Annotated in this window: 24 protein-coding genes; 15 read left to right on the forward strand and 9 right to left on the reverse strand. The window is 72.0% G+C overall.

The window, feature by feature from the left end; genetic code table 11:
- Nucleotides 1-702: 702 nt before the first annotated feature.
- From O7625_RS09585 to O7625_RS09600, 4 genes are all read right to left on the reverse strand, one after another.
- Nucleotides 703-981 carry a hypothetical protein gene (locus O7625_RS09585; RefSeq protein ID WP_282345483.1) on the reverse strand — a complete coding sequence of 93 codons (279 nt, stop codon included), beginning with the start codon at nucleotides 979-981 and terminating at the stop codon, nucleotides 703-705.
- Nucleotides 981-1,442, reverse strand: a complete 462-nt coding sequence (locus O7625_RS09590; protein ID WP_282345484.1) for a hypothetical protein — start codon at nucleotides 1,440-1,442, stop codon at nucleotides 981-983. The genes O7625_RS09585 and O7625_RS09590 overlap by 1 nt, the downstream gene beginning before the upstream one ends.
- A 347-nt stretch (nucleotides 1,443-1,789) precedes the next feature.
- Nucleotides 1,790-2,659: a Dam family site-specific DNA-(adenine-N6)-methyltransferase gene (locus O7625_RS09595; protein ID WP_282345485.1), complete on the reverse strand. Its 870-nt coding sequence runs from the start codon at nucleotides 2,657-2,659 to the stop codon at nucleotides 1,790-1,792.
- A gap of 77 nt (nucleotides 2,660-2,736) precedes the next feature.
- On the reverse strand, nucleotides 2,737-3,573 hold the full coding sequence (locus O7625_RS09600) for a hypothetical protein (protein WP_282345486.1): 837 nt from the start codon (nucleotides 3,571-3,573) through the stop codon (nucleotides 2,737-2,739).
- Nucleotides 3,574-3,972: 399 nt separating this feature from the next.
- On the opposite strand from O7625_RS09600, the gene ssd reads away from it, so the two are divergent.
- The 7 genes from ssd (at nucleotide 3,973) to O7625_RS09635 (ending at nucleotide 9,353) form a co-directional block, all read left to right on the forward strand.
- Entirely contained in the window at nucleotides 3,973-5,076 is a 1,104-nt protein-coding gene (gene ssd, locus O7625_RS09605; protein ID WP_282345487.1) for a septum site-determining protein Ssd, read from the forward strand.
- On the forward strand, nucleotides 5,073-6,290 hold the full coding sequence (locus O7625_RS09610) for a TadA family conjugal transfer-associated ATPase (protein WP_282345488.1): 1,218 nt from the start codon (nucleotides 5,073-5,075) through the stop codon (nucleotides 6,288-6,290). The genes ssd and O7625_RS09610 overlap by 4 nt, the downstream gene beginning before the upstream one ends.
- Nucleotides 6,287-7,426, forward strand: coding sequence for a hypothetical protein (locus O7625_RS30255; protein WP_348773995.1), 1,140 nt, complete (start codon nucleotides 6,287-6,289; stop codon nucleotides 7,424-7,426). The genes O7625_RS09610 and O7625_RS30255 overlap by 4 nt, the downstream gene beginning before the upstream one ends.
- Entirely contained in the window at nucleotides 7,426-8,151 is a 726-nt protein-coding gene (locus O7625_RS09620; protein WP_282345489.1) for a type II secretion system F family protein, read from the forward strand. Before O7625_RS30255 ends, O7625_RS09620 begins: the two co-directional genes overlap by 1 nt.
- Before the next feature lie 25 nt (nucleotides 8,152-8,176).
- Nucleotides 8,177-8,344 carry a DUF4244 domain-containing protein gene (locus O7625_RS09625; RefSeq protein WP_013283643.1) on the forward strand — a complete coding sequence of 56 codons (168 nt, stop codon included), beginning with the start codon at nucleotides 8,177-8,179 and terminating at the stop codon, nucleotides 8,342-8,344.
- Nucleotides 8,341-8,709, forward strand: a complete 369-nt coding sequence (locus tag O7625_RS09630) for a TadE family type IV pilus minor pilin (RefSeq protein WP_282345490.1) — start codon at nucleotides 8,341-8,343, stop codon at nucleotides 8,707-8,709. The genes O7625_RS09625 and O7625_RS09630 overlap by 4 nt, the downstream gene beginning before the upstream one ends.
- Before the next feature lie 200 nt (nucleotides 8,710-8,909).
- On the forward strand, nucleotides 8,910-9,353 hold the full coding sequence (locus O7625_RS09635; protein ID WP_282345491.1) for an Rv3654c family TadE-like protein: 444 nt from the start codon (nucleotides 8,910-8,912) through the stop codon (nucleotides 9,351-9,353).
- Nucleotides 9,354-9,437: 84 nt separating this feature from the next.
- On the opposite strand, the gene O7625_RS09640 is transcribed toward O7625_RS09635, so the two are convergent.
- The 3 genes from O7625_RS09640 to O7625_RS09650 form a co-directional block, all read right to left on the reverse strand.
- The gene (locus tag O7625_RS09640; RefSeq protein ID WP_282345492.1) at nucleotides 9,438-10,016 is read right to left on the reverse strand and encodes a hypothetical protein; all 579 of its coding nucleotides are present in this window, start codon (nucleotides 10,014-10,016) and stop codon (nucleotides 9,438-9,440) included.
- Nucleotides 10,017-10,220: 204 nt separating this feature from the next.
- Nucleotides 10,221-10,427 (reverse strand): hypothetical protein, encoded by a 207-nt coding sequence (locus O7625_RS09645; RefSeq protein WP_067300372.1) that lies wholly within the window; start codon nucleotides 10,425-10,427, stop codon nucleotides 10,221-10,223.
- Between the two features lie 104 nt (nucleotides 10,428-10,531).
- A complete protein-coding gene (locus tag O7625_RS09650; protein WP_282345493.1) occupies nucleotides 10,532-12,931 on the reverse strand; it encodes a DEAD/DEAH box helicase in 2,400 nt (799 codons plus the stop codon).
- A gap of 141 nt (nucleotides 12,932-13,072) precedes the next feature.
- Here O7625_RS09650 and O7625_RS09655 point away from each other — a divergent pair, with 141 nt between their 5' ends.
- The 7 genes from O7625_RS09655 (at nucleotide 13,073) to O7625_RS09685 (ending at nucleotide 22,268) form a co-directional block, all read left to right on the forward strand.
- Complete coding sequence (locus tag O7625_RS09655) at nucleotides 13,073-13,429, forward strand: STAS domain-containing protein (RefSeq protein ID WP_067300370.1); 357 nt, start codon at nucleotides 13,073-13,075, stop codon at nucleotides 13,427-13,429.
- Nucleotides 13,429-13,863 carry an ATP-binding protein gene (locus tag O7625_RS09660; protein WP_067300368.1) on the forward strand — a complete coding sequence of 145 codons (435 nt, stop codon included), beginning with the start codon at nucleotides 13,429-13,431 and terminating at the stop codon, nucleotides 13,861-13,863. The genes O7625_RS09655 and O7625_RS09660 overlap by 1 nt, the downstream gene beginning before the upstream one ends.
- A gap of 313 nt (nucleotides 13,864-14,176) precedes the next feature.
- Nucleotides 14,177-16,537, forward strand: a complete 2,361-nt coding sequence (locus O7625_RS09665; RefSeq protein WP_282345494.1) for a sodium-translocating pyrophosphatase — start codon at nucleotides 14,177-14,179, stop codon at nucleotides 16,535-16,537.
- Nucleotides 16,538-16,643: 106 nt separating this feature from the next.
- The gene (locus O7625_RS09670) at nucleotides 16,644-17,186 is read left to right on the forward strand and encodes a hypothetical protein (protein ID WP_282345495.1); all 543 of its coding nucleotides are present in this window, start codon (nucleotides 16,644-16,646) and stop codon (nucleotides 17,184-17,186) included.
- On the forward strand, nucleotides 17,177-17,779 hold the full coding sequence (locus tag O7625_RS09675; RefSeq protein ID WP_282345496.1) for a hypothetical protein: 603 nt from the start codon (nucleotides 17,177-17,179) through the stop codon (nucleotides 17,777-17,779). The genes O7625_RS09670 and O7625_RS09675 overlap by 10 nt, the downstream gene beginning before the upstream one ends.
- Nucleotides 17,780-18,141: 362 nt before the next feature.
- The gene (topA, locus tag O7625_RS09680; protein ID WP_282345497.1) at nucleotides 18,142-21,024 is read left to right on the forward strand and encodes a type I DNA topoisomerase; all 2,883 of its coding nucleotides are present in this window, start codon (nucleotides 18,142-18,144) and stop codon (nucleotides 21,022-21,024) included.
- A 347-nt stretch (nucleotides 21,025-21,371) separates the two neighbouring features.
- Nucleotides 21,372-22,268 (forward strand): DUF559 domain-containing protein, encoded by an 897-nt coding sequence (locus O7625_RS09685; RefSeq protein WP_282345498.1) that lies wholly within the window; start codon nucleotides 21,372-21,374, stop codon nucleotides 22,266-22,268.
- Between the two features lie 779 nt (nucleotides 22,269-23,047).
- Here the strand turns inward: O7625_RS09685 and O7625_RS09690 are convergent.
- Nucleotides 23,048-24,355, reverse strand: coding sequence for a D-arabinono-1,4-lactone oxidase (locus O7625_RS09690; protein WP_282345499.1), 1,308 nt, complete (start codon nucleotides 24,353-24,355; stop codon nucleotides 23,048-23,050).
- Between the two features lie 225 nt (nucleotides 24,356-24,580).
- Here O7625_RS09690 and O7625_RS09695 point away from each other — a divergent pair, with 225 nt between their 5' ends.
- Nucleotides 24,581-25,156, forward strand: coding sequence for a TetR/AcrR family transcriptional regulator (locus O7625_RS09695; RefSeq protein WP_067300358.1), 576 nt, complete (start codon nucleotides 24,581-24,583; stop codon nucleotides 25,154-25,156).
- A gap of 343 nt (nucleotides 25,157-25,499) precedes the next feature.
- Here O7625_RS09695 and O7625_RS09700 read toward each other — a convergent pair whose 3' ends face one another.
- Nucleotides 25,500-26,708 carry an amino acid deaminase/aldolase gene (locus O7625_RS09700; protein WP_282345500.1) on the reverse strand — a complete coding sequence of 403 codons (1,209 nt, stop codon included), beginning with the start codon at nucleotides 26,706-26,708 and terminating at the stop codon, nucleotides 25,500-25,502.
- Between the last annotated feature and the right edge of the window lie 217 nt (nucleotides 26,709-26,925).

Raw genomic sequence — 26,925 nt, forward strand, 5'->3', positions numbered from 1 at the left:
GCCACCTCAGGCGACACCACGACAGCCAGCTCCTGGAACCGCCTCGACGAAGCCCGGGCCGCCCTGCTCGATGGCGGACGGGATGGGCGGTGTTCGTCGCTAATCTGAACGACGAACACGCATCCACATGGTGGCCGTGCTAGTTCTTACGGGTTGAGTGTCGCCACAGCCGAAAGGCCTGCACCAGCGCATTAACCACAAGAATCGTCGTCAGTAAGGGCAGCAGGTCGACCAACCAGTCTGATTTTCGCCATTCTCCTGGCTCGAATGCAAGCGTCATGAGGAAGGTGAAAGTGATTACTGCCCCAGCGAATTTTAGAGTGGTAATAAGTAGGAATCGGAGCGCTGATTGCATTTTGCCCTTGCTGGTTGCACGACCATCCGAGGGTGTCAGCATGCAGAACTACTTTCGACCTTCCAGGTTCACGGGTTGTCGCCGACGGTGGTGCCTAGATGTTGATGTAAGGGTAGGTAGTGGTGCAGCAACCTGCGTCGCCACCTACGCAGTATTGTAGGCACGCCTTCTTGTCATGCCAGCGGATCCTCTTGGTGTATAGCCGGCAGCGTGGTCGACAATCGTCAACTTGAAAGTTGACGTTTCTCGGCACCGTTTAGTCTCGACGTTGAGGCGGTAGATTTGACTTCGTAATTGGGGGGGCGGTGAATTGGCGACTCATCTGGGTTGCTGAAGAGTGGATTCTATCAGGCATCCGTGCCAGGTGTGCGAGCGTCTGGCCCTGGTAGCTGCTTCGAGACCTCATCGTTGAGGTACTGAAGTATGCGTTCGAGATCCTCTCGGTGGAGGCTGTCGGCGGTGAGTTCGATGACTTCGCCGCCATCTCTGGTGATGCGTAGGCTGATCTTGTTGCTACTCCGGTTTTCGCGGATGAGCTGGAACGCGCGTGCTGCCGATATGAGTGCTGCAGGCAGCGCGGTAGCTATGGCGACGATGGAGAATAGGGCGGGCGACAAGCTCGACATCACTTTACCTCCGCCACGACAAGGCATGCCATGCTCAGGATGATTGCTACCAGTGCGACTGTGAGTGAGAGTGTAACGACCAGACCTAGGTCTGTGGTTGCTGCTTCGCCGGGGGTTGCGGCAGCTTCGGCGTAGAGCCAGGTTGCGGCAACAATAAGGAATATGCCAACTCCGACGAGTAGTTGCTTAAATCCTCGCAGTTGCGGGTTTAGTCCTTTGTTTACCAAATCCCCGAGAGAGGCGGCGACGATCGCGGTCGAGACCAGCAGCAACTCCCCTCGACCGAGGATGACGTTTAATCCTGATCCGCCTCCGTGGAGGATTGACCCTAGCCAGTTGAAGCCAAGGGGGACGAGCGCAAATACGACTTCAAACAAGAACCATTTGGATAGCTTAAGACCGACTTCCCTTCTGTCGAGGCTCGCCGGCCTTCGCGTGACCTGCGCTGTAGGCGCAGCCATTTGGCCTCCTGTGCAACTGGGGTCCATCGTGGATGGAGACCCTACCTCTGGCGTTGGGCCAGATAGAAGCTTCCGACTGAAAGCTGTCTGTGGTGGGGTTTACTGAGACGTCGCGATCTCCGGCACTGACTGCCTGGGCGGACGTGACCCACATATCCATACTCGATCATGTTCGACCGCATGCCTCGTGCGTCTGACCACGCAGTACGGCACTCGATCACACTCACTGCTACCTCAGGTCGCTTCCCCCGGAGGGGGCGTCCCTTTTCTGCTGGCCAGGTCGGCGATCGGTGCTGTAGAAGCACCCATATCGGGTTTGCCGTCCCCTGGGGCCGGGCACCCGGTCGTCAGCCGGCGAGCTGCCGGGCTGTGTCGGGCAGGTCGTAGTTCGTGACCACCAGGTCCCAGCTTCCCCGCTTGGTCGACTGGAGGTTGATGTCCCGTCGGGTCGCCATCCTGGCCACCTGGAAGTCGTCGGCGAAGAGCCGCCGTACGAACGGGGTGTCGCTGTTGCTCATGGTCACCAGGACGCCGCGTCCGCTCGCTCGTTTCATCGCCGCGCAGAGCCGGCGGTGGTCGTCCTCGCCGAACTGCCCGGGGGTGTAGCGCTGGAAGTCCGCCCAGCCGCCGAGCGGCGCGTACGGCGGGTCGAGGTACACCCAGTCGCCTGCGGTGGCCTCGTCGAGCTGTTCCTCGAAGTCGGCGACCCGGATGTCCGTACCGTTGAGCATCCTGGCGGCTTCGAGGAGCATCTGTCGGTTGTAGTAGGGGCGGTCGTAGGCGCCGTAGGGCGTGTTGAACTGGCCCTTCCGGTTGACCCGCCACAGCCCCCGGAACGAGGTCTTGTTCAGGTAGATCACCCGGGCGGCCCGTTCGACGTCCGAGAGGGTGGCCGGGTCCTGCCGCCGTACCGCCGCGAAGTGCTCGCGGGTGTTGGGGTACTCGTCGAGCCGACCCATCACGGCCTCCGCGTCCCGCGCAACGGCCCGGAAGCAGGTGACCAGCTCCTCGTTGGCGTCGCTCAGCACCGCCCGGGCGGGATTCAGCTCGAAGAACACCGCGCCGCTGCCGAGGAACGGCTCGCGGTAGGTGCCGGTGAAGCTGGGCGCGGCGGACACCAGGGTCCTGGCGTACCGGGTCTTCCCGCCGGCCCACTTCAGGAAGGACTTCCCCTCGCCGGGAAGGAGCCGCATCGGCTGTCGGCCGGTCGGGTGCATGGCCGGGATCGTACCGTTTCGGTGGTCCCGGTCCCGGTGGCGCGAGGTGGGTGACTGCCCCGGAGGTTCCGTCGCTCCTACCGCGCCACCGCCTTCATCGTGGTCCGGGCGGGCAGGAAGCAGGCCAGTCCCCGGCCGCGCTCGTCGGTGACCACCCACGGGTGGCCCACATAGGTCTGCTGCCGGTAGGAGCGGCCGGCGTCGAGGACCCTGTACTGCCGCCGCTGGCCCTGGTAGTCGAGCCAGTAGACGACGACCCGGGAGCGTCGGGCGTTGACGAATTCGACGTACGTCGACGGCCCGTTGGCACTGGACCGCAGCGACCGTTCCTGGGACGCCGGCAGTGGGGTCAGTTCGCCCGGTCCGGGCTGGTTCGTCGGCGGTTTCGGGGTGGGCCGGGGCGGAGTGGTGGTCGGGTGGGGCGGCGGGGTCGTCGCGGCGGGGCGGGGGGCCGTACCGGCGGCGGGCTGGCGGGTCGGCGCGGGCGGTGGCGGCGCGGCCGGCGACGCCGCGCGGGTGGCCATCGAGACCGGCGCGGGTGAGTAGTCGTCGATCGGGGTGGGGCTCTGCGCGGCGGCGAGGTCCGGGCCGGCCACGACTCCCGAGGGCGTCACCGGGAGCGCCGCCCCGCTGCGCCCCGATCCGGACCACAGTGGTGACAGCGCGAGGACGAGGCTGATGGCCAGGCCGCAGGCCACCCCGGCCAGCAGCAGGGTCCGTCCGATGCCGTCGGATTCGACGGTGTGGACGGGAGACGGCAGCGGGGCGGTCGGTGACCCGGCTGCGGGGATGTCGATCGGGTGTCGGCCGGCCGGGGGGACGAGGTAGGTCGGAAACGCCTGGTGGTGCTGGGGCTCGGGAAGCCAGCCACCGATGCGCAGGGTGGGGGGTGTTTCGTCGGGTGAGTCGGCCATGGCCCCGGTTCCGAGAGCGGCGGATGCCACCGTCGCGGTGGCGTGCGGTGACGATTATCGGCGTACGACGCGGTATGTCGTCAATGAGCCGGCTGGAGATAACAGGACTTTTTTCGTGTTCGTTCCCCGGAGGTCACCCGGGTAGCGGCGTCGATCGGCCGGGACTGCCCACCGGATGGGCTGCCCTAGGTGCCGCCTGTGCTGGTCAGAGCCTCCGACCGGGCTCGGACGGGCGACGGAGGGTGGAGCGGCGCCGGCCGCCAGCCGTAGCAGATCCACAGCGGCGGCGGGGGTTGTCCACAGGCCGTCCCGTTGTCCACAGGTCGGCTGGTCGGAGCGGCACCGACCCGGCAATCCGGCGCAGGGTCTGTCCAGCACCCCCGACCGCTGGAGGCCGTGATGCCACCCCGTACCTCCCTCTCGCCGCACCGGCGACTACCGCTGCTGGTCACCTCCGACGGTGACCTCCTCGACGAACTGCTGCGGCTCGCCGCCGCGGGCGGTACCGAGGTCGAGGTGGCCGCCGATCCGGCTGCCGCCCGCGCCCGCTGGCTGCCCAGCCCGCTGGTCCTGGTCGGCAGCGACCAGGCGCAGGCCTGCCTACGTGCCCGGCTGCCCAAACGACCCCGCACGGTGCTGGTCGGACGCTCGGGCCAGCTCGACCCGCGCTGGGAGATCGCCGAGCTGATCGGTGCCGAACACGTCGCCACCCTGCCCGCCGCCGAGCCGTGGCTGGTCGACCGGTTCACCGGATGTGCGCCGGGCGGTGACGCGGCCGGTCCCGCCCGGACGGTCGCGGTGCTCGGCGGTCGGGGTGGCGCCGGCGCGAGTGTCCTCGCCGGTGGTCTGGCGGTCACCGCCGCCCGCGCCCACCTGCGGACCCTGCTGGTCGACGCGGATCCGCTCGGCGGTGGCCTGGACCTGGTGCTCGGCTGGGAGGGGCTGGACGGGTTGCGGTGGCCGTCGCTCACCGACGCCGACGGACGGGTCGACGCGCCCGCCCTGGTCCGCGCCCTGCCGCACCGGGGCGACCTGGTCGTCCTCTCCTGGGACCGGGGCGAGCCGTTGGCCCTGCCCGCCCAGGCGATGGCCGCCACCGTGGACGCCGCACGGCGCGGCCGGGACTTCGTGGTGGTCGACCTGCCGCGCCAGCTCGACGACGCCGCCGTGATCGCCTTGCAGGCCGCCGACCAGGCGTACGTGGTGGTGCCGGCCGAGCTGCGGGCCACCGCCGCGGCGACCCGGGTGGTCGCCGCCGCGGCCCCGCACTGCGCCGCCCTGGGGGTGATCGTCCGGGGCCCCGCCCCCGGCCGGCTGAAAGCGACCGAGGTGGCCCGGGCACTGGGTCTCCCGCTCGCCGGGACGCTGCGCCCCGAACCGGCCCTGTGCCGGGGGCTGGAACGTGGCGAGGCACCGGCTGCCGCCGGCCACGGCCCGCTCGCCGCCCTCTGCCGCCGCCTGGTCACCGAGCTGACCGGCCTGCCCGTGCCGGGTGCGGCATGACCGGGCGGTCGGAGGAACTCGCCGCCCGGGTCCGGCAGCGGATGGCCGACGCGGCCACCCCGGTCACCCCGGCGGCGATCGTCTCCGCCGTCCGCGCCGACCCGTCCGCCGCCGTCCTCGGCGACACCGCGGTGCTGCGGATCGCCGACCGGGTGCACGACGAGCTGGTCGGTGCCGGGCCGCTCGCCCCGCTGCTGGAGGATCCCCAGGTCACCGACGTGCTGGTGAACGGCGTCCGGGTCTGGGTCGACCGGGGTGCCGGGCTGCGCCAGGTGGCGGTGCCGCTCGGCACGGTCGACGACGTACGCCGACTGGCCCAACGGCTGACCGCCGCCGCTGGGCGTCGACTCGACGACGGCTCCCCGTACGCGGACGCGCGGCTGCCCGACGGCACCCGGCTGCACGCCGTGCTGCCTCCGGTGGCGACCGACGGGCCGTACCTGTCGCTGCGCACCTTTCGGCACCGCCCGTTCACCCTCGACGAGCTGGTCCAGCGGGGCACGGTGCCGCGTCCGGTCGCACCGGTGCTCGCCGCCCTGGTCGCCGCCCGGCTGGCGTACCTGGTGGTCGGCGGCACCGGCTCGGGCAAGACCACCCTGCTCAACACGATGCTGGGCCTGGTGCCGGTGACGGAGCGCATCGTGCTGGTGGAGGACGCCGCCGAGCTGCGCCCGGTGCACCCGCACGTGGTCGGCCTCCAGGTCCGGACGGCCAACGTGGAGGGCGCGGGCGTGGTCGGGTTGAGCGAGCTGGTCCGACAGGCGTTGCGGATGCGCCCCGACCGGCTGGTCGTCGGCGAGTGCCGGGGTGCGGAAGTGGTGGATCTGCTGGCCGCGCTCAACACCGGCCACGACGGCGGGGCGGGAACCCTGCACGCCAACACCCCGGCCGACGTGCCGGCCCGGCTGGAGGCGCTCGGAATGCTGGGCGGTCTTCCCCGGGCGGCGCTGCACGCCCAGGTCACCGCCGCGCTCCAGGTGCTGGTCCAGGTCCGGCGGGGCCGGCACGGCCGGTTGGTGGAGTCGATCTGCCTGCTGCTGCCCCAGGGCGCCGACCGGCTGGTCACCGTGGTGCCGGCCTGGGTACGGGGACAAGGGGTCGGGCCGGCGTGGCCGGCCCTGGCGACCCTGTTGCAGGACCGGGGAGCGCCCGTCCCGCCCCCGGTCCACGACCCCCCGCCCCCGCCCCCGCCCCCGGCGGCGGGGCCGGCATGACAGCCGGATCGTGGCTGGTGGTGGTGCTCCTGGCCGGTGCTGCCCTGGTGGTCGCCTGGCCGGTACGCAGCAGCCGTCGCCGTCGTCGCCGCGTGCTCAGTCCGCCACCGGATGCCATCGGGTCGCCGGTTACCGCCAGCCTGATGCGTGCCACCGGCTGGACCAGCCGCCAGGGGCGGGCCAGCCGTCGGGGCCGCACGGGATTCGTCGGAGTGCCCGGCCCCACCGGGTCGACCGGGACCGGACTGTCCACCGGGGCGACCGGTGACGACCTGGACCGGGGTGCCTCTGTCGGTAGACGAGCACTGTGGCGGGTGGCAGCCGCCCGTCCGCGTCGGATCGTGCTGCTGGTCGGGTTCGTGGGTGCCGGCACCGGCGGCCTCACGGCCGGGCCGGTCGCCGCCGCCCTGCTGGCCGGCTACGGAATGCTCGCCGCCCGCGCCGTGTACCGACGCCGGGCGGCCGGGCGGATCGTCCGGGAACGCCGCCGCCGGCTGGACGGTCTCGGCGCGTTCGCCGCCGACCTGCGTGCCGGCCTACCCGCCCCGACACTCGATCCCACCATCACGTCGGCAGCCGCCGACCTGCTGGGCGGTCCCGGCCCGACTCCGGCCTTCGGGATCCGCTCGGCTGCCGGTCGCCGTCCGGGGGCCGGTCCGTCAGCTCCACCGACGGCCGGTACGCGATCCCCTCCGCCCGACGGCGGCCGGGCCGGGAGCAGCGACGTGCCGGCGGGGTTCTCACCCGCACCCCGGCCGGACGTGGTGACCCCGGGTGACGATCCGACCGGGACGGACCGGCTCGAACGGCTGGCCCGGTCGGCTGTCCGGCTCGCGGACCGGACGGGAGCCCCGTTGGCCGAACTCCTCGAACGGGTCGAGGCCGACGCCCGGGCGACCGATCGGGGACTGGCCGGTGCCGCCGCCCAGGCGGCGGGCGCCAACGCCACCGCGCTGCTGCTGGCCGGGCTTCCGCTGGGCGGCATCGCGCTCGGCTACGGCATCGGTGTCGACCCGCTGGCGGTGCTGCTGCACACCCCGGTGGGTGCCGGGTGCGCGCTGGCAGCGATGGGACTCCAGGCCGGCGGACTGCTCTGGGTCGAACGGCTGGGTGCCACACCCGGCGGGGGTGGCTGATGTCCCCCTCGGTGTTGTCGGCCGGTTGCCTGGTCGTGGCCGCGCTGCTGGTCGCCGTCCGTGGTAACCGGGCTGGCCGACGGTGGGAGGTGTTCACCGGCCGACGCTCCGGGCGACCTCGGCCGGACTGGTGGCCAGACCGGACGAGGCTCGGTGCCGCGCTGGCCGGGCTGGCGGTCCTGCTGCTGGTCGGCGGCTGGCCCGGGGTCCTGGGAGGAGCGTTGACCGCCCCGGTGGCGGACCGGCTACTGCGACGCATCGAGACCCCCGTCGCCCGGAGCCGCCGGTTGCGGGAGGCCGCCGACCTGCCGCTCGCCGCCGACCTGCTCGCAGCGGCCATGCGAGCGGGTGCCCCGGTCGACCGGTCCGTGCTCGCGGTGGCCGACGCGTTGGACGGTCCACTGGCGGCCCGGCTCGGCCGGATCGGGCGGACGCTGCTGCTCGGTGGTGAGCCACGGGAGGCCTGGGCGCACCTCACCCCGGTACCCGGGGCGGACCGGATGGTCGGTGCCGCGTTGCGTTCCTCCCGTAGCGGTGCGGCGCTCGCCGGGGCACTCACCCGGGTCGCCGACGACCTGCGGGCCGACCGGTCCATGGCGGCGGAGGCGTCCGCCCGGCGGGCCGGCGTGCTGATCGTGCTGCCGCTGGGCCTGTGCTTCCTGCCCGCCTTCATTCTCGCCGGCCTGGTGCCGGTGATCGTCGCCGTCCTCGGCGACGTGCTGTGAACCATCATCGAGAAGGGAACGACAGATGCGGAAACTCCTCACCCGGCTGCGCGGCGACGCGGGAATGAACACCGCCGAGTACGCCGTGGGCACCCTCGCCGCCGTGGCCTTCGCCGGCATCCTGCTCAAGGTGCTCACCTCGGGGAACGTGCAGTCGGCGTTGACCGCCGTCATCGACCGGGCGTTGAAGTGAAACCGCGCCGGCCGGCCGGTGGGGACCGGGGTTCGTTCACCGCCGAGTTGGCGGCCGGTCTGCCGGCGCTGCTCCTGCTCCTGCTCGCCGGGCTCACCGCCACCGACGCGGTCACCACGAAGGCGGCCTGCCTGGACGCGGCCCGGGAGGCGGCGCTCGCCGCCTCCCGGGGCGGGGACGGTGTCAGCGCGGGCACCCGGATCGCCCCGGAGGCGGCTAACGTCTCGATCTCGGTGAACGCGGACCGGGTGACCGTGACGGTCCGTGCCCCCGTCCGGGCGCTCGGAGCACGGTTGCCCCGGCTCACGGTCGAGGCCAGCACGGTCGCCGCCGTCGAACCGGGCGCAGCGGAGCCCGGACGATGACCCCCGCCCCCGCCCCCGCCACCCGACCCGGCGACCGCGCCGACGGTCCATCCGTGCCGGGCGACCGCGCCGACGGTCCATCCGGGGCCGACGCCCGCCCTCTCCGCGACGCAGGCGCGGGTGAGCGGCCGTGGTCCGGTCGGTCGTCGATTCAGCCCGGTGGGTGGCGGCAGCGCCGCGAGGGTCGGCGGGATGTCGACATGGAGCCGGGTAGGCAGCGGCAGCGCCACGAGGGTCGGCGGGACGTCGACACACAACCCGGTGGGCGGCAGCAGCGCTGCGAGGGTCGGCGGGACGTCCGCGCGGACCGGGGTGGGGCCAGTGTTCTGCTGCTCGCGATCGGCATGGTGTTCGTGTTGGTCGGTGGGTTCGGGGCGGCGATCGGTACGGCCCGGCTGGCCCGGCACCAGGCCCGGGTCGGTGCCGACTTCGGGGCACTGGCCGGGGCGGGCCGGGCGTGGCAGGGCGTCGAGCCGGCCTGTACGACCGCCGGGGAGATCGTCCGCGCCAATGCCGCCCGGTTGGTGACCTGCCGGGTGGACGGGCTCGACGTGGTGGTCACGGTCGAGGTGGCGGTCACCCCGCTGCCGGGGCTCCGTCGGTTCGCCACCGCCACCTCCCGCGCCGGACCGGTTCGTGGCTGAGCGGGGGACGGAGGCACCGGTGGGCGGGCCGACCGCTGTTCCGGGGCGCGTGGCGAGGGGCCGCGCACCCCGGGACGCCGGCGGTCAGCGGCCCTGGAGCGCGTCCAGACCGATGGCCATGGCGATCACCAGGCGGCGGTCGATCTGCGGGTGCGGCACCTCGACGACGTAGCGGTCCCGCAGGCCCCACTGCTTGATCACCGAGAAGACCGGCTGGCCACCGGCGGTGAAGTCGAAGTGGTACGGCAGCCACGACAACGAGTCGACGAACCGGCGCAGCAGCGCCACCGGCATGCTGCGTTCCTGACCGGTGATCTGCGGCAGGCCGGCCTGCTCGACGTGCCAGGTGGAACGGAACAGCGACTGGGTGAAGTCCTTGCGGAACAGCCCGATCGGCGTGCCGGCATGGTCGGTCACGTCGTACGTGGCACCGAGGTCGAGCCGCTGACGGGCCTTGAAGCCGAGCAGTGGCTGCTGCTTGGAGTCGTCGGTGTAGATGGTCACCTGCTCCTTGAAGGCGAGCCGCTTCTGCTGCGCGAACGCCAGGAGCGCGCCCTCGGTGCCGTCCGCCGCCACGGCTCGGACCTCGTACTGGTTGACCATCATCCGAATCCGCTGCCGGACATGGAACTGGTGCTGTGCCTGCAAACCGTCTAGCTGCATGGAAACTCCTCCGAAAGGTTGCGCCGGAGTCTCGCACAGCCCGCCGGTCAGCGCCCGCTGGCCAGCGCAACTGGCCGGCGTCCGCCGGTCGGCGTCCGCCGGTCAGCACCGTCGGCCAGCGTCCACCGTCCGCCGGTCAGCACCGTCGGCCAGCGTCCACCGTCCGCCGGTCAGCACCGTCGGCCAGCGTCCACCGTCCTCGGGTCAGCGCCCGTCGACGGCGGTCGCCTTGAGTGCCCAGGTGTTGAGCACCTGGTGGATGCCGCGCAGTCGTTCGTTGATCTGGTCCAGGCGTTCCGCCTGGGCCAGGCTGGCCAGCGCGGCACCCAGCGCGATCAACTGGTCGGGAGTGAGATTCTCCTGGTCGATGGTGTAGAGCAGGTCGACGGTCTCGGCAATGGTGTCGGCCACGGCTTCTCCTCCGGGTCGGGAAGAACGGCAGGGTCGGCGGTCGGACGCACTTCCCACTATCGATGGAAGCGCTCCCATGCATCAATGCCCACATGTTCCCCGACTCAAGCGCGATCCGGAAGGTGGGACCGGTGAACTGTCTGTCTGGGTGGTGCGGAGGCCTCACCGGGAAGGTGGGTCAGGACCACGTCGAGGACCCGGACCGCATCCGGCTTGGACAGCGGGTTGTTGCCGTTTCCGCACTTCGGGGACTGGACGCAGGACGGGCACCCCGACTCGCAGCCGCACTCGACGATCGCGTCCCGGGTGGCGCCCAGCCAGGCCGCCGCCGTCCGGTAGGCCCGCTCGGCGAACCCGGCCCCGCCGGGGTGGCCGTCGTAGACGAACACGGTGGGCGCCTCGGTGTCCGGGTGCAGGGCGGTGGACAGCCCGCCGATGTCCCACCGGTCGCAGGTGGCCATCAGCGGCAGCAGCCCGATCGCGGCGTGCTCGGCCGCGTGCAGGGCCCCCGGCACGTCCGCCGGCTCGACGCCGGCCGCCGCCAGGGACTGCGGGGAGAGCGTGAACCAGACCGCGACGGTCCGCAGCTCCCGGACCGGCAGGTCCAACGGCCGGGTGTCGATCACCTCGCCGGTGGCGATCCGGCGACGCTGGTAGGAGACCACCTGGCTGGTCACGTCCACCTCGCCGAGGAAGAGCCCGACCGGGCCGGCGTCCAGGTAGGAGCGGACCGACACCACGGAGAGCGAGGTGACGTCCCGGGCGTGGGTGGACCAGTCCGGCTCCTCGGCGTGCACCAGCGCGCACCCGTCGTCGAGGTCCAGCGCCTCGACCAGGTAGGAGACGCCCTGGTGCAGGTAGACCGCCCCCGGGTGGACGAGGAAGTGCGCCGAGCCGCCGTCGACGGTGCCGAGCAGCCGGCCGGTGGCGGCCTCCACGACGCAGACCGGCGAGCCGCCCTCGCCCCGCAGGTCGACCTCGGGCCGTTCCCGGTGCCGCCAGTACCAGCCGGTGGGGCGCTGCCGCAGGTCACCGGCCTGGACCAGGTGGTCGACGGCCTCCTTCGCCCCGTCGCCGAACAGCTCCAGGTCGGCCGGGGTGAGCGGGGACTCGGCGGCGGCGCAGGCGAGCTGCGGGGTGAGCACGTACGGGTTGGCCGGATCGAGCACCGTCGCCTCGACCGGGCAGCCGAACAGCGCCTCCGGGTGGTGCACCAGGTAGGTGTCGAGCGGGTCGTCCCGGGCCACCAGTACGGCGAGCGCCTCGTCGCCGGAGCGCCCGGCCCGGCCGGCCTGTTGCCAGAGCGACGCCCGGGTGCCGGGCCAGCCGCAGATCAGCACCGCGTCCAGCCCGACCAGGTCGACGCCGAGTTCCAGCGCGTTGGTGGAGGCCAGCCCGAGCAGGTCGCCGTGGAGCACTGCCCGTTCCAGTTCCCGCCGCTCCTCCCGCAGGTAACCGCCCCGGTAGGCGGCCACCCGCTCGCCGAGGCCGGGCACCGCCTCGTCCAGCGCCCGCCGGGCGTTCGCGGCGACCACCTCCGCGCCGCGCCGGGACCGGACGAAGGCGAGCGTGCGTACCCCGGCGGCGACGGTGTCGGCGAGCAGGTCGGCGGTCTCCCGCAGCGCCGACCGGCGGACCTGGACGAGGTCCGCCGTCCTGGCGTCGGTGTCGGCCGGCGGCGGCAGCAGGGGTGGTTCCCAGAGCGCGAAGGTGACGCCGCCGCGTGGCGAGGCGTCCTCGGTGACGGCGGTGACGGGCAGGCCGGTGAGCCGCCCGGCGGTCACCGCCGGTTCGCCCGACGTCGCCGAGGCGAGCAGGAAGACGGGGGTACGGCCGAACTGGGCGCACCGGCGACGCAACCGCCGCAGCACGTGCGCCACGTGCGAGCCGAAGACGCCCCGGTAGGTGTGGCACTCGTCGACGACCACGTACGCCAGCCGGCGCAGGAACCCCGACCAGTGCGCGTGCCCGGGGAGGATGCCGTGGTGCAGCATGTCCGGGTTGGTGAGCACGAACCGTGCGTGCCGGCGGATCCACTCCCGCTCGGCGCGCGGGGTGTCCCCGTCGTAGCAGGCGGGGCGTACCCCGTCGAGGTCCAGGCCGGCGACGGCGCGCAGCTGGTCGGCGGCGAGGGCCTTGGTGGGGGCCAGGTAGAGCACCGTGGCCCGGGGGTCGGCGAGCAGCGTGGCCAGCGCCGGGAGCTGGTACGCCAGGGACTTGCCGGACGCGGTGCCGGTGGCGACCACGACGTGCTGCCCGGCGTACGCCAGCTCGGCGGCCTCGGCCTGGTGCCGCCAGGGGGCGGTGACGCCGCGTCGGGCGAACGCCGCCCGCAGCTCCTCGGGTGCCCAGTGCGGCCAGGGCGTCTGCTGCCCGGCGCGGGCCGGCACCCGCTCGACGTGGGTGACCGGGTCGGCCGGGTGCCGGGTGCGCAGCCGGTGCAGCAGCTCGGCCGGCGGTCGGCCGGTGCCGGTGCCTGCGGTGGCGGGGGCTGCGGGGTTCACGTCCTGCACTCTCGCACTGGTGTTCGGTGCTGAACAACCGGGTCGGTGGGTATGGAGGAGCCTCCGCCGGTGACCTCGCCGGGGCCTGCGGCGGGGATGGTTAGATGCCCAGGAGAGTTTACGGCTCTCGGAGGAGGACTGATGGAGCTGTCGCTGGCGACCCGCACCGTGGGGGAGCACACGGTGCTCGAGGTCGGCGGTGAGGTGGACGTCTACACCGCACCTCGACTGCGCGAACGGCTCCTGGAGTTGATCGACGGCGGGGCCCGGCGGGTGGTCGTGGACCTGGGTCGGGTGGACTTCCTCGACTCCACCGGTCTGGGTGTGCTGGTCGGCGCCCTGAAGCGGCTGCGTTCGGCCGGGGGTTCCTTCGCCCTGGTCTGCGGCAAGGAGCCGCTGCTGAAGATCTTCCGGATCACCGCACTGGACCAGGTCTTCCCCCTGCACCCGACGGTGGACGCGGCGGTCGCCGCCGACCCGGCCGGCTCCGGCGCGTGATGGCGACGGTCCGGCTCTCCTTCTCGCCGGCGCCGGTGCACGTACGCACCGCCCGCCTGGTCGGTGTCGCGGTGGCCCGGCGGGCCGGGGTCCGGGAGGATCTGCTCGACGAGGTGCGGCTGGCCATCGGTGAGGCGTGCACCCGGGCGGTGGCCCTGCACCATCAGTACGGGCTGGCCGATCCGGTGCTGGTGGAGATGTCTGACTCCGGGTCGTACGCGGTGCGGGTGGTGGACCGGGCGCCGATCGAGGCGGGGCTGGGCCTGGCCGCGTTGAACGCCGACGAGCTGGCCAACGAGACGCTGACCGACGAGGCGCTCACCACCGGCGTGGGATTTGCGCTGCTCGCGGGTTTCGTGGAGGACCTCCAGGTCCGTCCGGTGGCCGAGGGGATCGGGACCGAGGTCCGGATGGTGTGGCCGGTCGGCGGCTGACCTCACGTTCTGTCCACGAGGCCGTGACCCACGGGGGTCGCGGCCTCGTGGTCTTGATGGTCTCCTATATCAGATTTTTCCTCATAACACAGTTACAGAGATCATCCGGACACGGCGTCCCCCGCATGTGACCTCCAACACTGGCCAGGGCTACAGTCTGTGAGTTGTCAGCACGTGACCCTTCCTGCAACCAGCGCATATGGATGTTGATCATCTTTTGTCGGCGCAGGTCGGAGCGCGTGCGCCACCGCATCCAGGCGTCGGTCATACGTCCACTGGCCGACGCGACAGTGTTCGGTACAGGAGGACACAGATGTCCGGGACTTTCGCCGCCGACAGCGGCGCGCTGTCCCTTACCGGAGCAAATCTGACGTACGTCGTCATCGCCGCGGTCATCGCGCTGGTGGCACTCGTCTTCGCCGCCGCCTTGACCAAGGCCGTGCTGGCAGCCGGTAAGGGCACCACCAACATGCAGGAGATCTCCGGCGCGGTGCAGGAGGGCGCCTCCGCCTATCTGCTCCGGCAGTTCAGGACGTTGGCGATCTTCGTGGTCATCGCCGTCGTGCTGCTCTTCCTGCTGCCGGTGCACGACACCGACGGCAGCGAACTGGCGGTGAAGATCGGCCGGTCGGCGTTCTTCGTGGTCGGCGCCCTGTTCAGCGCGTTCATCGGCGGCGCCGGGATGTGGCTGGCCACCCGGGCCAACCTGCGGGTCGCCGCCGCGGCCCGGGAGGCGGCCGGCGGCCGGGAGGCCGCCATGAAGATCGCCTTCCGCACCGGTGGCGTGGTCGGCTTCCTCACCGTCGGCCTCGGCCTGTTCGGCGCGGCGCTGGTGGTCGGCCTCTTCAAGGGCGACGCACCGACCGTGCTGGAGGGCTTCGGCTTCGGCGCGGCGCTGCTCGCCATGTTCATGCGGGTCGGCGGCGGCATCTTCACCAAGGCCGCCGACGTCGGCGCCGACCTGGTCGGCAAGGTCGAGCAGGGCATCCCCGAGGACGACCCGCGCAACGCCGCCACCATCGCCGACAACGTGGGCGACAACGTGGGTGACTGCGCCGGCATGGCCGCCGACCTCTTCGAGTCGTACGCGGTCACCCTGGTTGCCGCGCTGATCCTCGGCCGGGCCGCGTTCGGCGAGGACGGCCTGGTCTTCCCGCTGATCATCTCCACCATCGGGGTGCTGATCGCCATCGTCGGGGTCTTCATCACCCGGCTGCGCACCTCCGACCGCAACGGCCTGACCGCCATCAACCGGGCCTTCTACCTCTCCGCGGTGCTCTCCGCGGTGCTGGTCGCGGTCGCCGCCTTCCTCTACCTCCCGGCCACCTTCGGCGAGCTGGAGGGCGGGCTCACCGACGTCGACCAGAACCCGCGCGTGGTCGCCATCGGCGCGGTCGTCATCGGCATCGTGCTGGCCGCCGCCATCCAGGCGCTGACCGGCTACTTCACCGAGACCAACCGTCGCCCGGTGCAGGACATCGGCAAGAGTTCGCAGACCGGCGCGGCCACCGTCATCCTCGCCGGCATCAGCGTCGGCCTGGAGTCGGCGGTCTACTCGGCGCTGCTGATCGGCGCGGGCGTCTTCGGCGCGTTCCTGCTCGGCGGCAGCTCCATCACGCTCTCGCTGTTCGCGGTGGCGCTGGCCGGGACCGGCCTGCTCACCACCGTCGGCGTGATCGTCGCGATGGACACCTTCGGACCGATCTCCGACAACGCGCAGGGTGTGGCCGAGATGTCCGGCGACATCGACGAGAACGGCGCCCGGATCCTCACCGAGCTGGACGCGGTCGGCAACACCACCAAGGCGATCACCAAGGGCATCGCGATCGCCACCGCCGTGCTCGCGGCCACCGCGCTGTTCGGCTCGTACACCGACACGCTGCGGACCGCGTACTCCGACGCGGGGGTGGGGGACGTCGGCGCCGAGATCCTCAACGCGCTCAACGTCGCCAACCCGCGCAACCTGGTCGGTCTGATCATCGGCGCGGCGGTGGTCTTCCTCTTCTCCGGGCTGGCCATCAACGCGGTGTCCCGCTCGGCCGGTGCGGTGGTGATGGAGGTCCGCCGGCAGTTCCGCGAGCTGCCCGGGATCATGGACCGCACCCAGCGCCCCGAGTACGGCAAGGTCGTCGACATCTGTACCCGGGACGCACAGCGCGAGCTGATGACCCCCGGTCTGCTGGCCATCCTCGCCCCGATCGCGGTCGGCTTCGGCCTCGGTCCCGGCGCGCTGGCGTCGTACCTGGCCGGGGCGATCGGGGCGGGCACCCTGATGGCGGTCTTCCTGTCCAACTCCGGTGGGGCCTGGGACAACGCCAAGAAGCTCGTCGAGGACGGCTCCTACGGCGGCAAGGGCTCCGAGTCGCACTCCGCGACCGTCATCGGCGACACCGTCGGTGACCCGTTCAAGGACACCGCCGGCCCGGCGATCAACCCGCTGATCAAGGTGATGAACCTGGTCTCGCTGCTGATCGCGCCGGCCGTGGTGGCCTGGAGCGTCGGCGACGACCGGAACACCCCGCTGCGCCTGACGATCGCGGTGGTCGCCACCCTGATCGTGGTCGCGGCGGTGGTGTTCAGCAAGCGCAAGGGCGTCGCGATGGACTCCACCCCGGACGGTGGGGGCACCGGTTCGGGTAACGACCCCAAGCGGGTCGAACCGGCCAACGTCTGAGTGACGACGCAGCGGGTTCCCGGCCGTCCGGGAACCCGCTGCGTGGGCCGACCAGCGCGAAACCTGATCGCTGGCACAATCGCCCGGAGGCCGTACGCTGCATCGCATGCGTACGTGTCGGGCGAGTGCCGCCGGAAAGTTCACGGTGGTCCTCGCCACGCTCGTACTCGTCGTCGCCGGCTGCGGCGGGGGGCCCACCCCCCGGGCATGGGCGGCCTCGGTCTGCGAGGCGCTCACCCCGTGGCGGGCCGAGATCAGCAAGCTCACCAGCAGCACCCACCAGCAGATGACCGCGCAGACCACCCCGGCACAGGCGAAGGAGAACCTGGTGCGGCTCTTCGCCGGTGCCGAGCAGGCCAGCGAGACGGCCCGCCGCCGGATCGCCGACGCGGGTATCCCGGAGACCGACCGGGGCGCCGAGGTGTCGAAGGCGTTCCGGGCGTCCCTGGAGCGGATCAGGGACGCCTACGGGCACGCCGGGGACACCATCGACGCCCTGGACACCGGGCAGGCCACCGCCTTCTACGACGGGGTCCAGGCCGCCGTCGACAAGCTCAACCAGGAGTACGACGCGAGCGCGCTGGACACCGGGCGGCTCAACTCGACAGAGCTCAAGCAGGCCTTCGACGAGGTTCCGGAGTGTCGCTGAGGCGTACCGACCCGCCCGGGGAACCGGTGCGCCAGTTGTCGCTGTTCGGCACGGAGGCGGCCGATCCGTCCGTAGCCGACCTGGCCGGGCTGCTCGCCGGCCCGGGAGAGGTGCACCGGATGGGGCGCACCGCCCGGCTGTCCGTCGAGGTCGACGCGGCCTGGCGGGTGCACGTGCTGGTCGCCGAGTTCGCCCGGCGGGGGCTCGCGGCGGGCTGGGAGGCGACCGGGGAGCAGCGTTATCTGGTGCGTACCTCGTACCTGACCACCCTGGCCCCGCTGGCGACGGCCTGGCTGGCCGGTGGGGTCAAGCGCCCGCCCGCCCACTTCCACCTGCACGGCCGGCGGCTGCGCCTCTGGCTGGCCGCCGCCGGGGCGGCCGACGACGCGGGCCTGCTGCTGCGCCTGGACCGCCGTGACGAGCCGTGGTGGCCGGTGGTGCGGGCCGCGCTCGCCGCGGTGGGCCTGCCGGCGGCGCTGCTGGAGGCGGAGACGGGTGGGCCGGCGTACCGGATCGGCGGCCGGCGGCTGGCCCGGCTGGCCGAGCTGGTCGGCGACCGCCCCCCGGCCGCTCCCGCCCACCTCTGGCCCTGACGAGCCGACGGTGACCGTCCCCGCGGTGACCGCCCTGACCGGCATGGTGAACTGTCTGATCGAGGACAGTGTTGCGGACGGTACACTGTCCGTCTCACTCTGTGAACAGCGGTGTTGGCCCAGGTCGGAGGGCCGTCATCGTCACCGTGGCCCACTTCCGGCCCTACCCACGGTGTACGGTGGCGCCGTCCGGCCGCTGCGGCCCGCGTGGCGTCGGTGGTGCCGCCGCGCGGACGCTGTTTGCCGCCCCCGGGCTCCGGAACCCGGGCGGCGCGTTACGTTGGACATCCGGACCGAGGTGGTCCGGCGGGCGCAACACGGCCCGAATCGGGACCGGAGCAGGAGTGAGGTCGGGGAGAGACGTGCCGAGCAGCGCTGGAACCACCCGTCTGGTCATCGTCGAGTCTCCGGCGAAGGCCAAGACGATCTCGGGCTACCTCGGCCCGGGGTACGTCGTGGAGGCCAGCTTCGGCCACGTCCGGGACCTGCCCCGCAACGCCGCCGACGTGCCGGCCAAGTACAAGGGCGAGTCGTGGGCCCGGCTCGGGGTGGACGTGGACAACGGCTTCCACGCCCTTTACGTCGTCTCGGCCGACCGTAAGGCGCAGATCAGCAAGCTGGTGAAGCTGGCCAAGGAGGTCGACGAGATCTTCCTGGCCACGGACGAGGACCGCGAGGGCGAGGCGATCGCCTGGCACCTGGTGGAGACCCTCAAGCCCAAGGTGCCGGTCAAGCGGATGGTCTTCCACGAGATCACCAAGCCGGCCATCCAGGCCGCGGTGGCCAACCCCCGGGAGATCGACCGGGATCTGGTCGACGCCCAGGAGGCCCGCCGCATCCTCGACCGGCTGTACGGCTACGAGGTCTCCCCGGTGCTGTGGAAGAAGGTCATGCCGCGGCTCTCGGCGGGCCGGGTGCAGTCCGTGGCCACCCGGATCGTGGTCGAGCGGGAACGCCAGCGGATGGCCTTCCGCACCGCGGAGTACTGGGACATCCTCGCCACCCTGGCGGTGGCGAAGCCGGGCGACGGCCCGCGGACCTTCAACGCCACCCTGGTCGCGCTGAACGGTGACCGGATCGCCACCGGCAAGGACTTCGAACCCACCACCGGCCGGGTGCGGCCCGGTGCCGGCGTGGTGCACCTCGACGAGAGCGGGGCGCGTGGCCTGGCCGCCCGCCTGGCCGGGCGGCCGTTCACCGTCACCCGGGTCGAGGAGAAGCCCTACCGCCGTCGCCCGTACGCGCCGTTCATCACCTCCACCCTCCAGCAGGAGGCGGCCCGCAAGATGCGGTTCTCGTCGCAGCAGACGATGCGTACCGCGCAGCGGCTCTACGAGAACGGCTACATCACCTACATGCGTACCGACTCGGTGAACCTGTCGGAGACCGCCATCGCGGCGGCCCGCCGGCAGATCGTCGAGCTGTACGGCGAGCGCAGCGTGCCGCCGGAGCCGCGCCGCTACACCGGCAAGGTGAAGAACGCCCAGGAGGCGCACGAGGCGATCCGCCCGGCGGGGGACAACTTCCGCACCCCGGGCGACGTGGCCAAGGAGCTGTCCGGTGAGGAGTTCAAGCTCTACGAGCTGATCTGGCGGCGCACCATCGCCTCGCAGATGACCGACGCGGTCGGCTCCAGCGTCTCGGTACGCATCCGGGCGGTCTCCGCCGCCCAGGAGGAGGCCGACTTCGGCGCCACCGGCAAGACCATCACCGACCCGGGCTTCCTGCGCGCGTACGTCGAGTCCAGCGACGACGAGAACGCCGAGGCGGAGGACGCCGAGCGGCGGCTGCCCACCCTGGTCAAGGACCAGCCGCTGACCGCCGACGAGCTGGCCGCGCAGGGCCACCACACCCAACCGCCGTCGCGCTACACCGAGGCGTCGCTGGTCAAGGCGCTGGAGGAGCTGGGCATCGGCCGCCCGTCGACGTACGCGTCGATCATGCAGACGATCCAGGACCGGGGCTACGTCACCAAGCGCGGCCAGGCGATGATCCCGACGTTCCTGGCGTTCGCGGTGATCGGGCTGATGGAACGGCACTACCCCCGCCTGATCGACTACGACTTCACCGCCAGCATGGAGAACGAGCTGGACGAGATCGCCGGGGGCGACCACGCCGCCGTCGACTTCCTCACCGCGTTCTACTTCGGCAGCAGCAACGGCACCGGTGACCAGGCCATCGCCCACGCGGGCGGGCTGAAGAAGCTGGTCACCGAGAACCTCAGCGAGATCGACGCGCGCAGCGTCAACTCGATCCCGCTGCACACCGACGACGAGGGGCGCGAGGTCGTCGTCCGGGTCGGCCGGTTCGGGCCGTACCTCCAGCGGGCACTGCCCGGCGAACAGCCGACGCCGAAGGCCGACGGCGAGGAGGGCGGCGGCCAGGGCGACCGCGCGCCGATCCCGGAGGGCCTGGCCCCCGACGAGCTGACCCCGGAGAAGGTGCACGAGCTGTTCCTCGGCGGAGGCGGCGAGCGCAAGCTCGGCGACGACCCGGCCACCGGCGAACCGATCGTGCTCAAGTCCGGCCGGTTCGGCCCGTACGTCGCCAGCGGCGAGCGCAAGTCGTCGCTGCTGCGGACGCAGACCCCGGACTCGCTCACCCTCGACGAGGCGTTGAAGCTGCTCAGCCTGCCCCGGGTGGTCGGGGTCGCCCCGGACGGCGCCGAGGTGGTCGCCAACAACGGCCGCTACGGCCCGTACGTCAAGCGTGGTGACGAGTTCCGCTCGCTGGACTCCGAGGACAAGATGTTCACCGTCACCCTCGACGAGGCACTGGCCCTGCTGGCCGCCCCGAAGACCCGCCAGCGTCGGGCCGCCGCACCCCCGCTGCGCGAGATGGGCGTCGACCCGCTGACCGAGAAGCCACTGGTGATCAAGGACGGCCGGTTCGGGCCGTACGTCACCGACGGGGAGTTCAACGCGTCGCTGCGGCGCGGGCAGACCCCGGAGGAGCTGACCATCGAGCAGGCGTCGGAGATGCTGGCCGAGAAGCGGGCCAAGGGTCCGGCACCGAAGAAGGCGGCGGCGAAGAAGACGACGGCCAAGAAGGCCCCGGCCAAGAAGGCGACCGCGACCAGGACCACGGCGACCAAGGCGACGGCGACCCGGGCGACCGCGACCCGGGCGACCGCGACCAAGAAGACCGCCGCCGCGAAGTCCACGGTCGCCAAGAAGACCACCACCGCCAAGGCCACCCCCGCCAAGAAGGCCGCCCCCCGCAAAGCCACCACCGCCACCGAGTGACCCCACCCGGGGGTGACCCCACCCGGGGGTTGCTGCCGGCTGCCAGTCGCTGGTCGCCGGTTGTGAGTCGCTGGTTGTCAGTCGCCGGTCGTCATTCGCGGTTGTTGGTCGATGGTTGCCTGGTTTCCCTCCAAGATCTACCCGTTGTCCACAGGGGGTGGCGGGCAGAGGTGGCGGCTGGGCAGGGTTGCGGGGTGAGAGTTCGTCAGGGGGTTCGAGGTCGCGGTCCCATGCGGGTCGCGGGGGACGGAGTTCGCGCGGGCCCGGGTGTGCGGCCAGGATCTGGGGCTCGGGGGTCGGCGGCGGCAGGATTACGGCGATCGCTGCCGGCAGCCGACACGGACGAGTTGACCTGGCTGCGCTTCCGGCAGGAAGACGTGATCAGTCTCGCCCAGGCTTCCCGACACCTGTCCCGGAAGGCGATCCGGCACCGGGTGGAGACAGGACGGTGGAGGCAGGCCCACCGGGCGGTGTTCGTGACGCACAGCGGCCCCGTCGACGTCGAGCAGTTCCGCTGGATCGCGATACTGGCGGCCGGGCCGTCCGCTCTGCTCGGTGGCCTCAGCGCGGCTCAGGCCGGTGGGTTGCGGGGGTTCCGTACCCGGCCGGTCGACCTGCTGCTCCCGGCGTCGGCACGCCGTGACGCGCCACCCCAGGGGGTACGGGTGCACCGCACCACCCTTCTGCCCGCGCAGGACGTACTCGCCGCCGGGCAACCCCCGCGTACCACGCTGGCCCGGTCGATCGTCGATGCAGCCCAGTGGGCGGCCAGCGACGACGAGGCGCGTGCCATCGTGGCCGCAGCCTTCCAGCAGCGCCTGGTGGCCGGCGGGGAGATCCACGAGGTGCTGGATCGGTTGCCCCGAATGCGCCGCCGGGCGTTGGTGACCGCCACCGCCACCGACGCTGCCGGCGGCTCGCACTCGTTGAGTGAGCTGGAGTTCCTCGACCTGATACGTCGTGCCGACCTGCCACTTCCGACCCGCCAACAGATCCGGTACGACTCGGCCGGCCGGCGTCGGTACCTCGATGCGTACTTCGCCCGGTGGCGTGTGCACGTCGAGATAGACGGCGGACAGCATCTCGACCCGGCCCACGCCTGGGCCGACATGCGGCGGCAGAACTCCCTGTGGATCGAGGGTGACCGGGTGCTCCGCTTCCCCGCCTGGGCGCTGCGTGCCCGCCCCGACGAGGTCGTCGGCCAACTCCGCGCAGCCCTCCGCATTGCCGGTTGGCCCGGCTGACCTGCCCGGTGAGCACGGTTCTGCCTGCCCCGGGTGAGCGCGGTCCCGCCCGGAGAGGATGGTTCTGCCTGTCCGGTGAGCGCGGTCCCGCCTGGGGAGCCTGGTCCCGCCTGTCCGGTGAGCATGATTCTGCCTACCCGGTCGGTGCGATCTCGCCCGGTGGGCATGGTCCCGTCTGCCCGGTGAGCACGGTTCTGCCTGCCCGGTGAGCGCGATCTCGCCCGGCGAGGATGGTTCTGCCTGCCTGCCCGGCGGGCTGACTGACCAGCAAGCGAACGGCCCTCCGCCAGTGATCAGCAGTCACCACGGCGGTTCGCGTGACCAACAGCCACCACAGCGGTCCGCGTCTGCCTTCTGATTCAGAGGATCTTGGAGGAAAGTGGCCCCCATGGGGGCCACTTTCCTCCAAGATCCCTGTGAGCTGTGAGCTGTGAGCTGTGAGCTGTGAGCTGTGAGCGGTGAGCGGTGAGCGGTGAGCGGTGAGCGGTGAGCGGTGAGCGGTGAGCGGTGAGCGGTGAGCGGTGAGCGGTGAGCGGTGAGCGGTGAGCGGTGAGCGGTGAGCGGTGAGCGGTGAGCGGTGAGCGGTGAGCGGTGAGCGGTGAGCGGTGAGCGGTGAGCGGTGAGCGGTGAGCGGTGAGCGGTGAGCGGTGAGCGGTGAGCGGTGAGCGGTGAGCGGTGAGCGGTGAGCGGTGAGCGGTGAGCGGTGAGCGGTGAGCGGTGAGCGGTGAGCGGTGGGCTGTGGGCTGTGGGCTGTGGGCTGTGGGCTGGGGTGGGTGGGGTCAGGGGCCGAGGATGTGGTCCAGGTGGGGGTTGGTGAGGACGCGACCGGGGTCGAGGCGGGCGCGGAGGTCCTGGAAGTCGCCGAATCGCGGATAGGCGGTCGCCAGGGAGGCCGCGTCCCGGTAGTGCAGCTTGCCCCAGTGGGGTCGGCCACCGAGTCCGGCGGTGACCTCCTCGAAGGCCCGGAAGTACGGTTCGTAGGGCATGCCGACGTACTGGTGGACGGCGAGGTAGGCCGAGTCGCGCCCGTAGCCGTGGGACAGCCAGATGTCGTCGGCGGCGGTGAACCTGACCTCGACCGGGAAGAGCACCTTGAACGGCAGCCGGTCGACGATCCGGCGCAGTTCCGCCAGCGCCTGCGGCAGGGCGGCGCGCGGGATGCCGTACTCCATCTCGACGAAGCGGACCCGGCGCGGGGTGCAGAAGACGGTGTCGGAGCGGCCGGTGTAGGTGCGCTCGGTCAGTGCCCGCGCGGAGACCGCGCTGATGGTGGGGGCCAGCGCGGGTACGGCCCGGCCCAGCCGGCAGGCTCCGGCGAAGACCGTGTTGGCGAGGAGGTCGTCGTCCAGCCAGCCCCGCCAGCGCGGCAGTGGCCGGTCGTCGGCCGGCACCCGGTCGTTGGTCTTGAGCTGAACCCGGTCGGTGTACGGGAACCAGTAGAACTCGACGTGGTCGTGGCGGCCGACGAGTCCGGGCAGGTCGCTCAGGACCTCGTCCAGCGGGGCGGGTCGTTCGTGTGCGCGGAGGGTGAAGGCTTCCACGCAGCGTAGGGTGACGTCCACGATGATGCCGAGGGCACCCAGGCCGACCCGGGCGGCGGCGAAGATCTCCGGGTGCTCCTCGGCCGAGCAGTGCAGCACCTCGCCGGCGCCGGTGACCATGGTGAGCGCTTCGACGAAGGTGGACAGGCAGCCGTACGCGGCACCGGTGCCGTGGGTGCCGGTGGAGATCGCCCCGGCGATGGTCTGCGCGTCGATGTCGCCCAGGTTGGGCATGGCCAGGCCGTGCTCGGCGAGCAGCGCGTTGAGCGTGCGCAGGGTCGTCCCGGCGGGTACGGTGACCAGCCGGGCGTTCCGGTCGATCCGGACGTCGGTCCGCAGACCGGACAACTCCATCCGGCGTCCGTCAGACAGGGCGATGGGGGTGAACGAGTGGCCGCTGCCGACCACCCGGATCCGCTCGCCCGCGCCCGCCACGTCCAGGACCGCCTCGGCTATGTCCTCGACGGTGGTAGGGCGCAGGATGGCGGTGGCGACGCTGTGTTGGTTGCCGGCCCAGTTGGACCAGGCGGTGGCGGTACCGACCATCGGCGCTCCTCGACATGAATGTGAACTGCCTTCATATCAGGAACGTTGTGCCTGGTAAATACCGCAATCGAGGTCCGCTCGTTGTACCGGTAGTCACGGCCTCGTGACATGTGGATATGTTCTTTCGTCGAAGGGGGGTGGCGTCGAGTGTCCACACCAGCCGCCACGACCGGGCCGCTGCGCCGCGTTCCGGTGCAGGGTCGAAGTGTCGCGCGCGTCCAGCGGATGTTGGACGCCTGTGCCGAGCTCGTCGACGAGGTGGGGTACGAGGGGCTGACCACCACGTTGCTCGCCGAGCGGGCCGAGGTGGCGATCGGGTCGGTCTACCAGTTCTTCCCGGACAAGCGGGCGATCGTGCAGGCGTTGACCCTGCGCACCATGGAGGCCTACCTCCAGCGGCTCGACGAGCGCTTCGCGTCGGACGACCTGACCCACTGGTGGGACGGCGTCGACGCCGGGATCGACGAGTACATCTGCATGCACCGTACCGTCCCCGGCTTCCGGACCCTGCACTTCGGCGACGTGGTCGACCTGCACCTGCTCGACGAGCAGCGGGACAACAACGGGGTGATCGCCGACCAGTTGGCCCGGGTGCTGACCGAGCGGTTCGGCATGACCGACGAGCCCCGGCTGCGGTTCTGCCTGGAGATCGCCGTCGAGGCCGCGGACGCCCTGATCAAGCTGGCGTTCCGCCGCAAGCAGGAGGGCGACGAGCGGGTCCTCGCCGAGGCCAAGGCGCTCATCCGCGAATACCTGCACCGGCACGTCGAGGCCCCCACCCAGCCGGCCGCCAAGCCCTGACCGGCCCCGGCTGTCAAGCTCTGACCGGCCCTCGGCCGTCAGGGCCTGACCGGCCCCCGGCCCCCGGCCGCCAGCCGCCGAGGCCTGGCCGGCCCCCGGCCCCCGGCCGCCAGGGCCTGACCGGCCCCCGGCGGCTCCGACCGGGAACGACCGCGTCGGCGGCCGCCAGTCCGGGAGCCGGTCAACGGATGGGCCGTCCGGCCGGGCGGATCCACCTCCCGGTCGTCACCGGGTAGATCCACCCCTGGCCGTCACCGGGTGGGCGCCGCCCCACGTCGTCGCCGGTGGAACCCCGGTTCGGTGGACCCCGGTCGTCGCCGGGTGGACCCGCTCCCGGTCGCCGTCAGAGGAAGGCGTGGCCCTCGCCCCGGTAGGTGGGCACCGTGGCGACGATCGTGTCGCCGTCGACCAGGTGCAGCTCGTTGACCCGTTCGCAGAGTTCGCCCGCCTTGGCGTGCCGGAACCACACCCGGTCGCCGATCCGTAGGTCGGCCGCGGCGGCGCCGGTGAGCGGGGTCTGCACCTCGCCCGCGCCCTCGCTGCCGACCAGCGCCAGCCCGGCCGGCAGCCAGGGCCGGGGCAGCCGGCTCGTCGCGGCCGGGCCGGAGGCGATCCACCCGCCGCCGAGCACGGTGACGATCTCCGGTGTCGGGCGGCGGACCACCGCGCAGGCGAAGAACGCCGCCGGGGTCGGCCGCCAGGCCCGGTAGGCGTCGAACAGTGTCGGGCCGTACAGCCCCGAGCCGGCGGTGACCTCGGTGACCGCCGGGTCGGCGCTGGTGGCGGCCACGCTGCCGGTTCCGCCGCCGTTGACGAATTCCAGGTCGGCGTGTTCGCGGACGGCGGCGACCGCCGCGCCCCGGCGGGCCAGCAGTTCGCGGTACGACCCGCGCTGGGCGATCCGGATCGCGGCGCTGAGCGCGGCCTGTCCGGGCGGGGCGTCCCCGAGGCCGGCGATCTGTGCCTCGTACGACATCAGGCCGACCAGCCGGAAACCGGCCCGGCGGCCGACGGCGGCGGCCAGCGTGCCGGCGGCGCGGGCGCTGTGCACCGGCGAGCGGCGCACCCCGACGTGCACCCGCCCGCGCAGGGGTCGCCAGGAGGCGTCCAGGTCGAGGCAGACCCGCAGTGCGGAGCGGCGGCCAGGGGGGCACACCGTGTCGATCAGGTCCAGCTGTTCGGTGCTGTCGATCATGAGGGTGACCGCTGCGGCGAGCCGTGGGTCGGCGGCCAGCTCGGCGAGTGCCCCCCGGTCGGCGGTCGGGTAGGCGACCAGCGCGTCGTCGGTCGCGCCGCAGCGGACCAGCCAGTTCGCCTCGGCCAGGGTGAAGGCCATCACGCCGGCCCAGCCCGGCTGCCCGAGTGCCCGGGCGAGCAGGTCCCGGGCCCGGATCGACTTGCTGGCGGCGCGGACCGGCTTGCCGGCGCTGCGGGCGGCCAGCGCGGCGGCGTTGGCGTCGTAGGCGGTGAGGTCCACCACGGCGTAGGGCGGGTCGAGGTCGGCGGTCGCCTTGTCGAGGCGTTCGCGCAGGGTGTTGCAGTCGATGGCCACGAATGCACGCTAACTGTCCGGACGGCAATGCGAAATACCCTCACGTACTACCGGGCTGCGGTCGATGGCATCAGCGGCCTAGGCTCGGCGAGCAGGAGAATGTCGCCGGTGGGGAGGCTCCCACCGGGTCTAGAGTGTTCCACCGGGACTGCCCAGAGTTGGGCCGGCACGTGGAGGTACGGCCATCGAAAGCCAGCAGCACGGCGAGTCGTCCGGC

The organism is Micromonospora sp. WMMD714 (assembly GCF_029581315.1).
Taxonomy (GTDB): domain Bacteria; phylum Actinomycetota; class Actinomycetes; order Mycobacteriales; family Micromonosporaceae; genus Micromonospora; species Micromonospora rifamycinica.

Excerpts from the sequence above, each read along its gene's own strand:
- O7625_RS09595 (WP_282345485.1), bottom strand. The coding sequence starts at position 2,659 with ATGCACCCGACCGGCCGACAGCCGATGCGGCTCCTTCCCGGCGAGGGG.
- O7625_RS09655 (WP_067300370.1), top strand. The coding sequence starts at position 13,073 with ATGGAGCTGTCGCTGGCGACCCGCACCGTGGGGGAGCACACGGTGCTC.
- O7625_RS09585 (WP_282345483.1), bottom strand. The coding sequence starts at position 981 with ATGTCGAGCTTGTCGCCCGCCCTATTCTCCATCGTCGCCATAGCTACC.
- O7625_RS09590 (WP_282345484.1), bottom strand. The coding sequence starts at position 1,442 with ATGGCTGCGCCTACAGCGCAGGTCACGCGAAGGCCGGCGAGCCTCGAC.
- ssd (WP_282345487.1), top strand. The coding sequence starts at position 3,973 with ATGCCACCCCGTACCTCCCTCTCGCCGCACCGGCGACTACCGCTGCTG.
- O7625_RS09600 (WP_282345486.1), bottom strand. The coding sequence starts at position 3,573 with ATGGCCGACTCACCCGACGAAACACCCCCCACCCTGCGCATCGGTGGC.
- O7625_RS09610 (WP_282345488.1), top strand. The coding sequence starts at position 5,073 with ATGACCGGGCGGTCGGAGGAACTCGCCGCCCGGGTCCGGCAGCGGATG.
- O7625_RS09625 (WP_013283643.1), top strand. The coding sequence starts at position 8,177 with ATGCGGAAACTCCTCACCCGGCTGCGCGGCGACGCGGGAATGAACACC.
- O7625_RS09620 (WP_282345489.1), top strand. The coding sequence starts at position 7,426 with ATGTCCCCCTCGGTGTTGTCGGCCGGTTGCCTGGTCGTGGCCGCGCTG.
- O7625_RS09695 (WP_067300358.1), top strand. The coding sequence starts at position 24,581 with ATGTTGGACGCCTGTGCCGAGCTCGTCGACGAGGTGGGGTACGAGGGG.
- O7625_RS09640 (WP_282345492.1), bottom strand. The coding sequence starts at position 10,016 with ATGCAGCTAGACGGTTTGCAGGCACAGCACCAGTTCCATGTCCGGCAG.
- O7625_RS09690 (WP_282345499.1), bottom strand. The coding sequence starts at position 24,355 with ATGGTCGGTACCGCCACCGCCTGGTCCAACTGGGCCGGCAACCAACAC.
- O7625_RS09660 (WP_067300368.1), top strand. The coding sequence starts at position 13,429 with ATGGCGACGGTCCGGCTCTCCTTCTCGCCGGCGCCGGTGCACGTACGC.
- O7625_RS30255 (WP_348773995.1), top strand. The coding sequence starts at position 6,287 with ATGACAGCCGGATCGTGGCTGGTGGTGGTGCTCCTGGCCGGTGCTGCC.
- O7625_RS09665 (WP_282345494.1), top strand. The coding sequence starts at position 14,177 with ATGTCCGGGACTTTCGCCGCCGACAGCGGCGCGCTGTCCCTTACCGGA.
- O7625_RS09635 (WP_282345491.1), top strand. The coding sequence starts at position 8,910 with ATGGAGCCGGGTAGGCAGCGGCAGCGCCACGAGGGTCGGCGGGACGTC.
- O7625_RS09670 (WP_282345495.1), top strand. The coding sequence starts at position 16,644 with ATGCGTACGTGTCGGGCGAGTGCCGCCGGAAAGTTCACGGTGGTCCTC.